This is a genomic window from Rhodococcus chondri (assembly GCF_036327435.1).
Classification (GTDB): domain Bacteria; phylum Actinomycetota; class Actinomycetes; order Mycobacteriales; family Mycobacteriaceae; genus Rhodococcus; species Rhodococcus chondri.
Genome location: NZ_JAUZMZ010000009.1, coordinates 43,743 through 58,357 on the forward strand (window position 1 = coordinate 43,743; position 14,615 = coordinate 58,357).

A 14,615-nucleotide genomic window follows, 5' to 3' on the forward strand; every position below is an offset into this window, starting at 1 on the left:
CACTGTGACTGAGATCAAGAGCCTCGGATACGTTCGAGTCCAGGCGACGGACATGACGCGCTGGCGTGAGCTCGGATTCGAGGTGCTCGGGTTCGCCCCTGGCTCCGGGCCCGAGGACGACGCACTGCACTTCCGCATGGACGAGCGCCTGGCTCGTATCACCGTCGAGCCCGGCGACACCGACCGTGTCACCGCGGTCGGCTGGGAGGTCCGCGACGGTACTGCGTTGCGAGCACTTGCCGATCGCCTCGATTCTGCGGGATGCGACTACACACCCATGCCGTTCGAGATGTGCGAGCGGCGCCGGGTGGAGGGCGGACTCACGATGACGGACCCCGGCGGCACACCGCTCGAGTTCTTCTTCGGCCCCGCACTCGACCACAGCCCCGTCGTCACGCGCTACGGACAAAAGTTCGTGACCGGGGCACAAGGACTCGGACATGTGGTCATGCCGACCAGCGCCTTCGACGAGTCGTTCCGCTTTTACACCGAAGTACTGGAGTTTCTCCCGCGCGGTGCGTTCAGGCTGCCGACGCCCCCCGATGTGGATCCCTTGCGAATCCGATTCCTCGGCGTCAACCAGCGTCATCACAGCCTTGCGATCATGCCGAGCCCCGAGGATCGTGATCCCGGGTTGATCCACGTCATGGTGGAGGTCGACTCCCTCGACGCAGTGGGCAGGGCACTCGACCAGGTTCAGGCGCGGGACTTTCCGGTGTCCTCGACACTGGGCCGGCACACCAACGACAAGATGGTCTCGTTCTACGTCGGAGTCCCGGGCGGCTGGGACATCGAATACGGCACCGAGGGAATGCTCGTCGACGAGACGTACTACACGGCGGAAGAGATCACCGCGGACAGCTACTGGGGCCACGAATGGTTGTGGGCCAAGCAGATGAAGGACGCCACAGCATGACCCCGCCGGCCGATTCGGGACAGGGGACCCGCCCCGACAAGGATGTGAACACCGTGGACACGCGCACATGCGATGTCGATGCGGTCGTGATCGGTGCCGGCATCTCCGGTCTGTACGCGGTGTACAAGCTTCGCGCACGCGGAATGAGCGTGCACGGCTTCGAATCTGCGGCAGGAGTGGGTGGTACGTGGTTCCACAACCGCTACCCGGGTGCGCGCTGTGACGTCGAGAGCATCGACTACTCGTACTCGTTCGACGAGGATCTTCAGCAGGAGTGGACGTGGTCGGAGCGGTTCGCGACCCAAGAGGAAATCCTGGCGTATCTCGAGCACGTGGCCGATCGGCACAACCTGCGCGGCGCCTTCGAGTTCCTCACCCGCGTCGACTCCACCGTGTACGACGAAGATTCCGGCTTCTGGACGGTCACGACGGACACCGGGCGATCGGTGACCGCCAGGTTCTGCATCATGGCCACCGGCGTGTTGTCGGCGACGAATCGCCCCGACATCCCGGGTCGCGATTCGTTCACCGGCGAGTCGTATCACACAGGCGAATGGCCGCACGATCCCGTCGACTTCGCAGGCAAGCGCGTCGGCGTCATCGGAACGGGATCGTCGGGTATCCAGTCGATCCCGGTGATCGCACAGGAAGCCGAGCAGGTCGTCGTCTTCCAGCGCAGCCCCAACTATTCGATCCCTGCGGGGAATCGCCCGCTGAGCGACGAGCAGATCGCCGAGGTGAAGGCCTCGTACCCGGAGCGGCGCCGCCTCGCGCGACTGAGCGGCGGCGGCACCCCGTTCACCCCGTATCCCAAGGGGGCGATGGAGGTCGACGAGGCGGAGCGACGCAGGGTGTACGACGAATGGTGGCAGCGCGGCGGCTACCTGTTCGCGAAGGCGTTCCCGGACCAGACCGTCAGCATCGAGGCGAACGACAGCGCACGTGAGTACGTCGAGGCGAAGATCCGCGACATGGTGAACGACCCGGAGGTCGCGGACCAGCTGATCCCCACCGACCACCCGATCGGGACGAAACGGATCGTCACGGACGACGGCTATTTCGAGGCGTTCAACCGGGACAACGTGGCGCTGGTAAACCTCCGCAGCACACCGATCGCGGAGATCACCGCAGACGGTGTCCGTACCAGCGACAGTCACTACCCGCTCGACATGCTCATCTTTGCCACCGGCTTCGACGCGATGACCGGTGCCTTGTCGCGAATCGACATCCGTGGGCGCGATGGTCGAACCTTGCGCGAGGAGTGGGCCGCGGGACCACGCACGTATCTGGGACTGGCGTCCCACGGTTTTCCCAACATGTTCTTCATGGTCGGTGCTGGCAGCCCGAGCGTGCTGGCGAACATGGTGCTGATGGCGGAACAGCAGGTGGACTGGATCTCCGACTGTCTCGATCACCTCGACGAGCACAACGCCCGGGCGATCGAGGCCGGCGAACAGGCCGTCGACGAGTGGGTCGCCGAATGCAACGAGAAGGCAGCGGGCACCTTGTTCCCATCCGCCAACTCCTGGTACATGGGCGCAAACATCCCCGGCAAACCACGGGTCTTCATGCCGTACATCGGCGGCTTCGCGAACTACGGCAACATCTGTGCGGAGGTCGCCGCAGCAGGCTACAAAGGGTTCGACATAGTGGGGGCGGAGGGTACCTGAGATGACCGCCTCACCTTCGGCGGTCGGATCCCGAGTCGCCGACGACCATGAATCACAACTGCACGCGGCGATCGACATCTGCGATCCTGCGCCGCTGCTCATGTCTCTGGTGCACGTCACAGGCGACACCGGATTGCTCGACGAGTTCGGGTCGCGTCTGACGATCGGCGAACCCGGCAACCACTACCGCACCGGTACCCGGCCGACCACCCCTCCGGGGCAGTACCCGGACGACGTGGTCGCCGATATCCGGGCACGTGCGCACGAACTGCTCACTCCCGAGATGGACGATCGGCTCGGCGTTCCCGAGCCGGAGCTGTTCGGCCGGATGGCGAACGTGGCGACCTCCGAGCGCGTCGACGAGGAGTTCGTGCCGATCCTGCGCGAACAGGCCGGGTTCGTGCTCAGCGAACGCCGGGTGCCCGTCACCGTGACACCGCCCGCCGATTTCTCGGTCATCGTCATCGGTGCGGGGATCGTCGGCATCAACGCAGCGATCAAGCTGCAGGACGCAGGGTTCCGCTACCAGGTGTTCGAGACGCGCCACGAGATCGGCGGAACGTGGTCGCGCAACACCTATCCGGGTGCTGCGGTCGATACACCGAGTCATTACTACTCGTACTCCTTCGAGCTGAATCCGGACTGGTCGAAGTACTACCCGTCGGGTACGGAGTATCAGAAGTACTTGAAGGGGGTCGTCGACACCTACGGGATCGCGGAGAACATTTCGTTGAGCACCCGGGTGCTGTCCGCGCACTGGATCGACGACGAACACGTGTGGGAGGTGACCGTCGAATCCGCCGATGGGACTCGCGAGGTGCACCGTGCGAGAGCGGTGGTGACCGCGCTCGGCATGCTCAATTCACCGAACATTCCGGATGTCGAGGGAATGGACTCGTTCGCCGGCACCGTCGTTCACACTGCGGAGTGGGACGAAAACCTCGATCTGACCGGCAAACGAGTCGTTGTGCTCGGTACCGGTTGCACCTCCGTTCAGGTGGTGGCCAGCATCGTCGATCGGGTGAAGTCGCTCGACGTCGTGGTGCGGTCGCCGCACTGGATCGTTCCGGAGAAGAGCGTCGTGAACGACGTTCCCGAGGGTGAGAAGTGGGCGCTCGCGCATATCCCGCGGTATCACGAGTGGTTCCGGCTGCGGTCGTACTGGTTTGCGTCCGACAATCTGTACGCCATGCCGCGGATCGATCCCGAATGGGCACGGACGCACTTCTCGGCGTCGCCTGCCAACGAGATGGTGCTCGAGACAGCGCTGAACCATCTCCGGTCCAGCTTCGCCGACAGGCCGGATCTCGTGGAAAAGCTGACACCGGATTTCCGGCCGTACAGCAAGCGAATCATCAAGGACCCCGGTTTCTTCCGCGCCCTCGCCCGTGAGCACGTGGCCCTGCACCGGGCATCTTTTCAACGGGTGGCACCCGACGGTGTGGTCACCACCGAGGGCGAGTTCATACCCGCCGACGTCATCATCCTGGCAACGGGTTTTGCGTTGGAGTTCACCACGTCGATCGATATTGCCGGACGGGACGGACGCACGCTCGCCGGCCAGTGGAAGAACGGCAACGACCCCCGTGCCTATCTGGGTATCCAGGTGTCCGGATTTCCGAACCTCTTCGTCACCGCCGGACCGAACTCGGCGCCGAACCACGGTGCAGGACACAATATCCTGAGCGAAGAGCACGTCCACTACATCATCGAATGCCTGCAGTACCTCGTGGAGAACGGGCACGACGCACTGGATGTGCGGCAGGACGTGCTCGACGAATACAACCGCAAGGTAGACGAAGCCCTCGACAAGACGGTTTGGGTACATCCCGGCGCGGAGATCAACGGGTACTACCGAAACAGCGAAGGACGTGCTGTCGTGCCGTGCCCCTGGCGTCTGGTCGACTACTGGACACTGCTGCGGGAGCCGAATCCGAAGGACTTCGACTTCATCGACCCGGCCACACCGCGTGACGAGAGAAATGGAGATGCCTCGAAATGACGATGCAGCCTCTGACGTGCGAGGAATGTGGGATCGGCGTCCTCGTCGAGAAGTTCAGCCCCGCCCACACGTCGATCCAATGGGAATCGGACACGTCGTGGTGTCCGTTGATGCCGGAGCAGTTGTCGCTCGGTGACCATCGTCGAGAATGCGCCGCACTGCGCAGCACCATCGACCGCGCGGTGGCGTCTCTCGAACTGAGCGAGACCCGTATCGAGTTGCCTGTCGGCCCGGATCTGCCGCGGCTGCACTGACGAATAGTGCCGCCGGACGGTGGCATTCAGAGTTGTGAAAGGGTGCTGTGGGCATTTATGCAGTGACGGGATCTGCGTCCGGTATGGGACGCGCGGTGACGGAGCAGCTCCGCGAAGCCGGGCATACCGTCATCGGCGTCGATCTCGAGGAAGCCGACGTCGTAGCCGATCTGTCGACCGGCCATGGTAGAACGCAGGCGATACGAGCGGTTCTCGAGTCGTCGGGTGGCCGGCTGGACGGTGTTGTGCTCGCGGCCGGTCTCGGACCGGCCCCTGGCCCGGACCGGCCGCGGTTGATTGCCCAAGTCAACTACTTCGGTGTCGTCGATCTCCTGGAAGGGTGGCGAGGTGCGCTCGCAGCAGCGGGCGGGGCCAAGGTGGTCGTGTTCTCCAGTAACTCGACCACGACCACGCCGGCGGTGCCTCGCCGCACGATCAACGCATTCCTCGCTGGCGACGCGGACCGGGCTGTGAAGTCGGTTCGCCTGTTCGGGAAGGTTGCTCCGTCGATCATCTATGCGGGCTCGAAGATCGCGGTCAGCAGGTGGGTGCGACGCACTGCGGTTCGACCGGAATGGGCGGGCTCGGGTATCCGGCTCAACGCTCTCGCGCCGGGGGCGATCATGACCCCGTTGCTGGAGAAGCAGCTGTCCACTCCGTCCGAGGCGAAGGCCATCCGGTCGTTCCCGGTGCCCGTGGGAGGTTTCGGTGACGCTGAGAAGCTCGGTGCGTGGGTGGTGTTCATGCTGTCGGACAACGCGGACTTCCTCTGCGGAAGTGTGGTTTTCGTCGACGGCGGTTCCGATGCGTACTTCCGCGCCGGTGATTGGCCGCGCTCCGTTCCGGTCCGCCGGATCGTGCCCTATCTCTATCGGTTCATGAAGTTCGGTCGTTGACCGAGGAATGTCGGACGGTTCGAAGACGAAGACCGGAATCGAGTGACCCGGGCGACGGGTGGCAGTGGGGAGCAACTCATGTGAGCATCCTGACCTACGCCGGCGAGGGCAAATTCTCGAGGCTGGAGGACATCTACGGTGTCACCAGCTTCCTCGACCTGATCAAGAACTGGGGGAGACGCGCCATGGAGTTGGGCACGTTCGATTCGACTCAGCGCGGCTGGTTTGCTCAGGTCTACCCCGAGACGGTCCCGCAATCCGTTCCGACTGATGTGAGAGATGTCGAGAGGCGGGTGTCTGTTTCGCCGAGGTTCCGTACAAGATTGCTGTTCCACTGAGCGGGCTCAGACGCTGCGGGCGGCACGTTACGGGATCAGGCTGGCGACAGTAGCCTTTCAGAGAGTCGAGGAAACGCATGAGTGGAGTGTTGGCAGGGAGAACTGCGCTGGTGACCGGCAGCAGCCGAGGCATCGGTCGTGCTATCGCGCAGCGCCTGGCATCGGAGGGCGCCACCGTCGTGGTCACTGCGCGTGGCACCACACCCTCGGTGTCCATTCGCGAGGGGAAAGCCACGACGATCCCCGGTTCGCTCGAGGAGACCGTCGAGCTGATCGAGGCAGCGGGCGGGAAGGCACTGCCCATTCCCGCAGATCTGGAGGATGCCGAGGCGCTGGACACACTTGTCGACCGTGTGGTCGATGAGGTCGGAAGTATCGACATCCTCGTCAACAACGCCGGTTTCGCGGACTACGCGTCGATCGAGAAGATGAGCCCTGCGACGTTCGATCGCACGATGGCGCACTATCTTCGTGTTCCGTTCCTGCTGTCGCAAGCGGCGATTCCGCATATGCGCAAGCGAGGAGGCGGCTGGATCGTCAACATCGGTTCCTCGACGGGCCTGAGCCCGATCCGGCCCTTCCGCGACTACAACAAGACCTCAGGTGATGTGATCTACGCGTCTGCCAAGGCGGCGCTGCACCGCTTCACCCAGGGTCTGGCGGCGGAGGTGGTCGACGACAACATTGCTGTCAACGTGGTCGGGCCGTCCACCGCCATCATGACGCCCGGGGCCGCCGCCTTGCTGCCCGAGGGCTACGACACGGAACCGGTCGAGTACCTCGTCGAGACGGTGCTGGCCATGTGCACACTGCCGGCCGAGGAGCGCACCGGGCATGTGGCGTTCAGTCTGCACTTTCCCTGGCACGAGAAGCTGGAAGTCAAGAGCCTCGACGGTTGTGAGACGCTGCCGCCTCTCGAGCCCCCGTCGTGGGCGAACCCCAACATCGCGCCGTCCGGACTGTAGCGGCCGAGTACGCGTCCACCATCCATCGAGTGAACGGAGGCCGTCGCCGACTTCCTCGTCAGGAATGTCTGCGCCGCACAAAGATGACCGGCACGACAACACAGGAGATCACACTCGACGCCGCAGAGCGTTCCCTCGCGATCCACGAGATCGAGAAGGTGTTCGCTGCCCGGCCCACAAGGTCGACCGTCGCTGGTTGATCGCGTACCGCAACCTGACTCGATTGCGGGTCGACCACACGCCGGGATTCTTCGACTACACAAGGTGATTCCCCGATTGCTTGCGGGGCGGTATCCACCACGACAGGAGAGCACACCATGCAGATTTCATTCGCCGCAGGAGATGTCGCGGCACTCGTCGGGGCGTGGTGGTACCACTACGACGAATGGAATGCCGATTCGCTGCGCGCACTGATGACCGGCGACATCGCGTTCCGATGTGCCAGCGACACCGGAGCCACGGACTACGAGGACTTCATCCGAGTCGACCTGCGCGGTGCCGACGCAGTGATGGCGTGGAAGGATGATCACCGTCGAAACAGCCCGTATCCGTTGCGTCACAATGGGACGAACGTGTTCCTCACCGAGAACCGAAACGGGGAGGCATCATTCACGTCGTATCTCTTCGTCACGAAGATCGTCGACGGGCGACCGTACAACGTTTCGAGCGGTGTCGTTCGCGGCACCGTTCGTGCCGTGGACGGACGTCTCGCGTTCAGCAGCGTTGAAGTCGTGCTGGACACACAGGAGTCCGTCCGCTTCGCCGACCACCCGGGTCATACTGCAACCGTGGCCTGACCGGGTTCAGCATCGATCCATCCGACCGGGGCGTTTCACGCGTCCCGGTCCCGCCATGAAATGGACGACCGAAGATGCCGCTTTCACCGGAGGCCCAGCAGATCGTCGACGCGTCGGCTCGGCGCATGGGCAAACCGATGTACGAGATCCCTGTGCCGGAGTTGCGCGCAGTGCTGGCAGCCGGTGCGATCCCGGCGACCACGCCGATCCACCACAGTGAAGACCTCCTCGTGCCGTCCGCTGCCGGCGGGGTACCGATACGGATCTATCGACCCTCCGACGACGAGGGTCTGCCGGTGGTCCAGTGGATGCACAGCGGTGGGTTCGCCGTCGGAGGTCTCGACCAGAACGAGGAGTACCTCCGCAGCCTCAGCAACGCTGCCGGCGTCATCGTCGTCTCCGTCGACTACCGATTGGCGCCGGAGCATCGGTATCCCGCGGCGCTCGATGACTGCCGCGCGGTATGGGAGTGGATGATGACGGTTCCTGATGCCCTTGCGTCGGCGGACGTCCGTCGTGCGGTCCTGGCAGGGGAAAGCGCGGGGGGCACCCTGACCTTCGCGCTCGCCCAACAGTTTCGGGACAGGGGCCTCCTGATGCCTGCCGCGCAGATCAGCATGTACGGCACCGCGACGATGCAGGTCACCAATCCCGAATTCGAGACCGTTCTCCTGTCACCCGCCGACTGCCACCGGTTCTGGGATCTGTACGTGCCCGATTCTGCCGAGCGCGACTCACCGTACGTCAACCCGGCTGCTGCGACCGATCTGAGCGGACTGCCGCCGGCGTTCGTCGTCACCGCCGAGATCGACCCCACCCGAGACGGCACCGAGAAGTACGCGCGGAACCTGCAGGCTTCCGGTGTCGAGGTGGAACTGCGCCGCTACGACGGCATGATGCACGGCTTCGCGACGATGACCACTGCTCTGCCACCGGCACGGCAGCTGTTCGAACACCTCGTCGCGTACTTGAACCGTATTCCGGCATCCGACTCTGCCGCGGATCGCCGATGAGTCGCAGAGGAGAGAATGACATGTCCACAGCACAGCAGAGGTTTTCCACCGGAACCGCATTGGTGACCGGCGGAGCAGCAGGGATCGGAGAGGGCTTCGTACGCCACCTGGCCGCACTCGGTATGACGGTCGTTGTGGCCGATATCGACGAGCAGAAAGCGGTCGAGGTCGCGGACGCGGTCATCCGTGAAGGGGCAGCCGCAGAGGCCTATCGGATCGACGTGACAGACGCCGACGCGGTGGACGAGATGGCCCGGTATGTCTTCGACCGGTACAGCAGCCTCGAACTCCTGGTGAACAACGCGGGTGTCGAGAACGCAGGTCTGTTGTGGGAGGTGAGCATCGACCGGTGGCGCAAGGTTATGGACATCAACGTCGACGGGGTCTTCCACTGTCTTCGATCGTTCGTACCGCGGATGATCGAAGCCGGCACGCCTGCGTGCATTGCGAATCTGTCGTCGGTCGGTGGGCTCAACAGTGTGGCGGTCCAAGCTCCCTACATCGTCAGCAAGCATGCTGTGCTGGCTTTGACGGAGTGTCTGCATCAAGAGCTGTCTCTGGTGAAGGCGCCGATTCAGGTGTCGGCCGTCCTTCCTCACTCCATTCGCAGTCAGATCTTCCTGGCTGCCGAACGGGATGCACCCACCCAGAACGAGACTGCCAATGCGGTCTTTGCCGCAATGCAACGTGCCAACGTCGAATCGGGTCTCGACCCCGTCGTTGCTGCCGAACACATGACCGAAGCCATCGCGCGCGGCGACTTCTGGGTGTTCTCCAACGACGAAGTGTGCACACAGATGGCGGCCAACCGGGGGCGGCAACTGCTCGAGTTGGCACCACCGGCGGACCCTCGTGTGATGTTGAACAAAATGGGCGTGTCCGCTCCGGCGTGAACCGTTCGATATCGGCTGACCGCTGAACGGGCAGCGGGCTTTTCTCCTGTACTTCAATGCGATTGGCTCAGAAGAGTGTGCAATGCCTGGGCCGTGCAGGCCAGGCGACGGTGCAACTCGATCTCGATTCCGACCGGAAGGAAATCCATGACCTCCACATTCACCCCGAGTGGACCCGCCCGAGACTCGATCACCCCCGAGGCTCTTCGGTCGGCTATCGCCGTTGCGGATCCGGGTGCACTGTTGATGTCCATGGTGCATGTTTCCGGCGACCTGTCGTTGCTCGACGAGTTCGAGGAGCAGGTCGCACACGCCAAGCGCGCACAGGCTGGGGGCGGGACTGCGACGCAGACACACTACGGTGCGCAGAGCGGCGCCGTAGCAACTCCACCCGGCCAGTTCCCCGTCGAGATCGCCGCCGCCATCCGCGAGCGGGCAGCGGAGGTGCTCACGTCCGGATTGTCTGTGCAATTGGGCCTGCCCGAACCCGAATTGTTCCGCCGGATGGCCTCGCTGTGCACCGTCGGCACAGTGGACGAAGAATTCGTGCCGCTTCTACTCGAACAGGCAGGGTTTCAGAAGGCGCAACGGCGAATTCCGGTGACGAGAACACCGGCGCCGGATTTCGACGTGATCGTGATCGGTGCGGGAATGATCGGCTTGAATGCGGCGATCAAGCTGGGAGAGGCGGGTTTTCGCTACACGGTGTTCGAGGAGCGGGATGAGCTGGGAGGGACGTGGTCGCGCAATACGTATCCCGGTGCGGCGGTCGATACCCCGAGTCATTACTACTCGTATTCCTTCGAACTCAATCCTGACTGGACGCGTTACTACCCGACGGGGCCCGAATACCTCACCTACATGCAAGGTGTGGCCGAGAAGTACGGCCTGTACCGGAACATCGAGTTCTCGACCTCGGTGATCTCCGCCGAATGGATCGAGGAAGAGCAGAAGTGGGTCGTGGAGACCCGCTGCCAGGACGGCAGTGTCGTTCCGTACACCGCGAGTGCTGTGGTCACGGCGCTGGGAATGCTCAACTCTCCCAATATTCCTGATATCGAAGGTATGAACACTTTCGAAGGACGGATCGTGCACACGGCGGAGTGGGCTTCGGATCTCGACCTGGTGGACAAGCGGGTCGTCGTGGTCGGCACGGGATGCACGGCGGTGCAGGTGGCTCCGAACATCATCGACGAGGTCGCCAGTCTTGATGCGCTCGTCCGCAGTCCCCATTGGATCGTGCCGGAGAAAGCTGTGGTCAACGACGTTCCCGAAGGGGAGCGGTGGGCGATGCGGCATCTGCCGTACTTCCAGAACTGGTTCCGGCTCAAGGCGTACTGGCTCGCGTCCGACAACCTGTACCCGGTTCCGCGAATCGATCCGGAGTGGGCCGCTACCCATCTTTCGGCCTCACCCGCGAGCGACCTGGTCATGCAGACGGCATTGCAGTATCTCGAACGGTCCTTCCCCGACCGACCCGACCTTTGGGAGAAGTTGACGCCCGACTTCCGCCCCTATGCCAAGCGCATCGTCAAGGACCCGGGATTCTTTGCCGCTCTCAACCGGGAGAACGCCACATTGCATCGGGCAGCCCCCGCGCGGATCCATCCGGGGGGTGTGACGACCACGGACGGCGTGTACATCGAGGCAGACGTGATCATCCTGGCCACCGGGTTCCATCTCGAATTCACCACGTCCATCGACATCATCGGACGGAACGGTACGAAGCTCGCCGATCTGTGGAAGAACGGCGACGACCCACGGGCGTACCTCGGGATTCAGGTGTCCGGCTTTCCCAACCTTTTCGTCACGGCAGGCCCGAATGCGGCTCCCAACCACGGTGCAGGGCACAACATCACAAGCGAAGAACATGTGCACTACGTCGTGGAGTGCCTGCAGTACCTCGTCGAGCACGACTACGCGTCCATGGACGTCGATCCGGAGGTGCAGGCCGAGTACAACCGTGAGGTCGACGAGGCGCTGGACCGGACCGTCTGGGCGCACCCCGGTGCAGAGGTGACCGGTTACTACCGAAACAGCGCGGGCCGCCCGGTCGGGCCGTGCCCGTGGCGCCTGGTCGACTACTGGACCATGCTGCGCGAGCCGTCGGTCGACCATTTCCAGTTCACTCGGCATTCTGTATAGTCGGCGGCTCGCCGAGCTACTCGGGCGCCCACCTGCCACCGCGGGTTGGCGCCCGACGCGTAGGCACGCCACTGGGACGTGGGTGTCGCCGTGAACGCTGGAGATGCGGACACGTGGGATATCCCGGTGGTCGGGAGCACCTGTGCCGATGGAGAAGTGGCTCGCATAGCGTCTCCTACCAGCATGTGACACTCAGGTACAAGGAGAACTCTCGATGGCGAAACGCGCCGTACCGCCCCTTACCCCCGCCCGCGACACAACCGTGGACCTGCTCGTGATCGGCTCGGGTACGGGCATGGCCGCGGCGTTGAGTGCGAAGGAACTCGGTCTGTCCTCGCTCATCGTCGAGAAGACCAAGTACGTAGGTGGCTCCACCGCGCGCTCGGGCGGCGCGTTCTGGATGCCCGCGAACCCCGTGCTGAAGGAAGCGAAGACCGGCGACACGGTCGATCGTGGCCGCACCTACGTGCGCTCGGTGGTCGACGGCACCGCTCCCGTGGAGCGCGGCGACGCGTTCGTCGACAACGGCGCCGAGACGGTGGCGATGCTGCAGCGCACCACGCCGATGAAGTTCCTCTGGGCCGAGGGCTACTCCGACTACCACCCCGAGCGTCCCGGTGGTGCCGCCGTCGGCCGCACCTGTGAGTGCCGCCCTTTCAACCTTTCGCAGCTCGGTGCGGAACGTGGCCGGCTGCGCCCGGGTCTGATGGACACCGGACTCCCGATGCCCACGACCGGCGCCGACTACAAGTGGATGAACCTGATGGTGCGGACTCCCGTCAAGGGTTTCTCGCGAATCTTCCGTCGCCTCGCTCAGGGTGTGGCCGGACTTGCCGTCAAGCGTGAGTACGCCGCGGGTGGGCAGGCCATCGCAGCGGGCCTGTTCGCGGGCGTGCTGAACGCGAACATCCCGGTGTGGACGGAGACGTCACTGGTGCGGCTCGTCAAGGACGGCGATCGGGTGACCGGCGCGGTTCTCGAGCAGAACGGCCGCGAGGTGACCGTGACCGCGACGCGCGGCGTGGTCCTCGCCGCCGGCGGCTTCGACCACGACATGGCGATGCGCCGCAAGTTCCAGTCCGAGCGGCTGCTCGACCACGAGAGTCTCGGTGCCGAAAGCAATACCGGTGACGCGATCAAGATTGCGCAGGAGATCGGCGCCGACATCGACCTGATGGATCAGGCCTGGTGGTTCCCCGCCGTCACACCGACCAAGCCGGGCAAGCCGCCGCTGGTGATGCTGGCCGAGCGGTCGCTGCCGGGTTCGTTCATCGTCGACCAGACCGGTCGTCGCTTCACCAACGAGTCGTCGGACTACATGTCCTTCGGACAGCTCGTCCTCGAGCGCGAGCGCGCGGGTGATCCGATCGAGTCGATGTGGATCGTGTTCGACCAGAAGTACCGCAACAGTTACATGTTCGCGGCCGGGCTCTTCCCGCGCGCACCGATCCCCGGATCCTGGTACAAGGCCGGAATCGCCCATCAAGGCACGAATGCAGCGGAGCTCGCGGAATCGATGGGTGTGCCCGTCGAGTCGTTCAGCGACCAGTTCCGACGGTTCAACGAGGATGCCGCCGCAGGTGTCGACTCGGAGTTCAACCGTGGTGCGAGCGCGTACGACCGCTACTACGGCGATCCGACGGTCGAGCCCAACCCGAACATGCGTCCCCTCGACCACGGCCCGTACTTCGCGGTGAAGATGACACTCAGTGACCTCGGCACGTGCGGCGGTCTGCGGGCCGACGATCGGGCGCGGGTACTGCGAGAGGACGGCAGCACCATCGACGGGCTCTACGCGATCGGCAACACCGCTGCCAACGCGTTCGGTCACCGCTACCCCGGTGCGGGTGCCACGATCGGCCAGGGCCTCGTGTACGGCTACATCGCCGCCCACGACGCCGCGGGCTCGACGGTCTCCTCCTGACGATGACGGGTATGGACCGGGTCGCCATCGCGGACAGCCTGTTCGCGATGGCGGCCTGTCTCGATGACAAGGACTGGGCGGTGCTCGCCGCGACGCTCACCGACGACACCCGTTCGTACGGAAGTGTCGGTGTGGCGGAAACTGGTGCCCGCGTGCGCTACTGCCTCGACCGGTGCGGTGCCACCCAGCACCTGCTCGGCAACGTCCGGATCGACCAGGACGGGAGCGACGCCGTGGTGCGAAGCAGCTTCCGGGCTTTCCACGCCGGGATCGGCGACCTCGCCGGCATCACCTACGAATGCATGGGCGACTACGACGACCGTTGGCGCCACACCTCCGGCGGATGGCGCCTCGCGGCGCGGACCGTTCGGATCCGCGCCGAACTCGGCGACCGCCGCGTCATCGGTATGTAAGCATCCACTGCGGGGTGAGTGGTCAGTACGGGTCGTAGCGAATGTTCTCGGGCGGGGTGCCGCTCTCCACGAGTTTCTGCACCGTCGTACGCACCATTGCCCCGGGCCCGCACACAAGCACCTGGTGGTCGCCGAACGATCCGTAGGACGTGACGATTTCGTCGAGGCTGCCTTCGACCAGCTCGTCCGGGTCGGGGCCGATGTGACCGAGCCGGGAGAGGATTCCTTCGTACCAGGGGTCGGGCACCGACGAATCCTCGACGGATTCGACGACGGGCACCACCGTCAGCCAGGGCAGTGCCTCGGCGAGCAGCGACAGCATGTCGGCGGCGAAGAGGTCGAGGGGGGTGCGTCCGCCGACGAACAGGAACTTGCGCGCCGGATCGGCA

At 64.3% G+C, this 14,615-nt stretch carries 13 protein-coding genes and 1 pseudogene; 13 read left to right on the forward strand and 1 reads right to left on the reverse strand.

Annotation, left to right across the window (positions count from 1 at the left end):
* Positions 1-4: 4 nt before the first annotated feature.
* The 13 genes from Q8814_RS03190 (at position 5) to Q8814_RS03250 (ending at position 14,226) form a co-directional block, all read left to right on the forward strand.
* The gene (locus Q8814_RS03190; RefSeq protein WP_330150555.1) at positions 5-916 is read left to right on the forward strand and encodes a VOC family protein; all 912 of its coding nucleotides are present in this window, start codon (positions 5-7) and stop codon (positions 914-916) included.
* Entirely contained in the window at positions 913-2,586 is a 1,674-nt protein-coding gene (locus Q8814_RS03195) for a flavin-containing monooxygenase (protein ID WP_330150556.1), read from the forward strand. The genes Q8814_RS03190 and Q8814_RS03195 overlap by 4 nt, the downstream gene beginning before the upstream one ends.
* 1 nt (position 2,587) lies before the next feature.
* Complete coding sequence (locus Q8814_RS03200) at positions 2,588-4,588, forward strand: flavin-containing monooxygenase (RefSeq protein WP_330150558.1); 2,001 nt, start codon at positions 2,588-2,590, stop codon at positions 4,586-4,588.
* Positions 4,585-4,842, forward strand: a complete 258-nt coding sequence (locus Q8814_RS03205; RefSeq protein ID WP_330150559.1) for a hypothetical protein — start codon at positions 4,585-4,587, stop codon at positions 4,840-4,842. Before Q8814_RS03200 ends, Q8814_RS03205 begins: the two co-directional genes overlap by 4 nt.
* Positions 4,843-4,889: 47 nt before the next feature.
* Positions 4,890-5,738: an SDR family oxidoreductase gene (locus Q8814_RS03210; protein WP_330150560.1), complete on the forward strand. Its 849-nt coding sequence runs from the start codon at positions 4,890-4,892 to the stop codon at positions 5,736-5,738.
* Positions 5,739-5,818: 80 nt separating this feature from the next.
* Positions 5,819-6,076: a hypothetical protein gene (locus tag Q8814_RS26505; RefSeq protein ID WP_408015814.1), complete on the forward strand. Its 258-nt coding sequence runs from the start codon at positions 5,819-5,821 to the stop codon at positions 6,074-6,076.
* Positions 6,077-6,153: 77 nt separating this feature from the next.
* Entirely contained in the window at positions 6,154-7,041 is an 888-nt protein-coding gene (locus Q8814_RS03220) for an SDR family NAD(P)-dependent oxidoreductase (RefSeq protein ID WP_330150561.1), read from the forward strand.
* A gap of 317 nt (positions 7,042-7,358) precedes the next feature.
* On the forward strand, positions 7,359-7,838 hold the full coding sequence (locus Q8814_RS03225) for a nuclear transport factor 2 family protein (protein ID WP_330150562.1): 480 nt from the start codon (positions 7,359-7,361) through the stop codon (positions 7,836-7,838).
* Between the two features lie 74 nt (positions 7,839-7,912).
* On the forward strand, positions 7,913-8,851 hold the full coding sequence (locus tag Q8814_RS03230; protein WP_330150563.1) for an alpha/beta hydrolase: 939 nt from the start codon (positions 7,913-7,915) through the stop codon (positions 8,849-8,851).
* A gap of 20 nt (positions 8,852-8,871) precedes the next feature.
* The gene (locus tag Q8814_RS03235) at positions 8,872-9,744 is read left to right on the forward strand and encodes an SDR family NAD(P)-dependent oxidoreductase (protein ID WP_330150564.1); all 873 of its coding nucleotides are present in this window, start codon (positions 8,872-8,874) and stop codon (positions 9,742-9,744) included.
* A gap of 147 nt (positions 9,745-9,891) precedes the next feature.
* Positions 9,892-11,889 carry a flavin-containing monooxygenase gene (locus Q8814_RS03240; protein ID WP_330150565.1) on the forward strand — a complete coding sequence of 666 codons (1,998 nt, stop codon included), beginning with the start codon at positions 9,892-9,894 and terminating at the stop codon, positions 11,887-11,889.
* A 214-nt stretch (positions 11,890-12,103) separates the two neighbouring features.
* Positions 12,104-13,813 (forward strand): 3-ketosteroid-delta-1-dehydrogenase, encoded by a 1,710-nt coding sequence (locus tag Q8814_RS03245; RefSeq protein ID WP_330150566.1) that lies wholly within the window; start codon positions 12,104-12,106, stop codon positions 13,811-13,813.
* Positions 13,814-13,815: 2 nt separating this feature from the next.
* A complete protein-coding gene (locus Q8814_RS03250) occupies positions 13,816-14,226 on the forward strand; it encodes a nuclear transport factor 2 family protein (protein ID WP_330150567.1) in 411 nt (136 codons plus the stop codon).
* Positions 14,227-14,248: 22 nt separating this feature from the next.
* Here Q8814_RS03250 and Q8814_RS03255 read toward each other — a convergent pair.
* A pseudogene (locus tag Q8814_RS03255) lies at positions 14,249-14,615 on the reverse strand (FAD-binding oxidoreductase); the annotation flags it as partial.

Bases quoted from the DNA above. Each gene is read 5' to 3' on its own strand.
- Q8814_RS03195 (WP_330150556.1), top strand. From the start codon at position 913: ATGACCCCGCCGGCCGATTCGGGACAGGGGACCCGCCCCGACAAGGAT.
- Q8814_RS03240 (WP_330150565.1), top strand. From the start codon at position 9,892: ATGACCTCCACATTCACCCCGAGTGGACCCGCCCGAGACTCGATCACC.
- Q8814_RS03225 (WP_330150562.1), top strand. From the start codon at position 7,359: ATGCAGATTTCATTCGCCGCAGGAGATGTCGCGGCACTCGTCGGGGCG.
- Q8814_RS03250 (WP_330150567.1), top strand. From the start codon at position 13,816: ATGACGGGTATGGACCGGGTCGCCATCGCGGACAGCCTGTTCGCGATG.
- Q8814_RS03245 (WP_330150566.1), top strand. From the start codon at position 12,104: ATGGCGAAACGCGCCGTACCGCCCCTTACCCCCGCCCGCGACACAACC.
- Q8814_RS03200 (WP_330150558.1), top strand. From the start codon at position 2,588: ATGACCGCCTCACCTTCGGCGGTCGGATCCCGAGTCGCCGACGACCAT.
- Q8814_RS03235 (WP_330150564.1), top strand. From the start codon at position 8,872: ATGTCCACAGCACAGCAGAGGTTTTCCACCGGAACCGCATTGGTGACC.
- Q8814_RS03230 (WP_330150563.1), top strand. From the start codon at position 7,913: ATGCCGCTTTCACCGGAGGCCCAGCAGATCGTCGACGCGTCGGCTCGG.
- Q8814_RS03220 (WP_330150561.1), top strand. From the start codon at position 6,154: ATGAGTGGAGTGTTGGCAGGGAGAACTGCGCTGGTGACCGGCAGCAGC.
- Q8814_RS03205 (WP_330150559.1), top strand. From the start codon at position 4,585: ATGACGATGCAGCCTCTGACGTGCGAGGAATGTGGGATCGGCGTCCTC.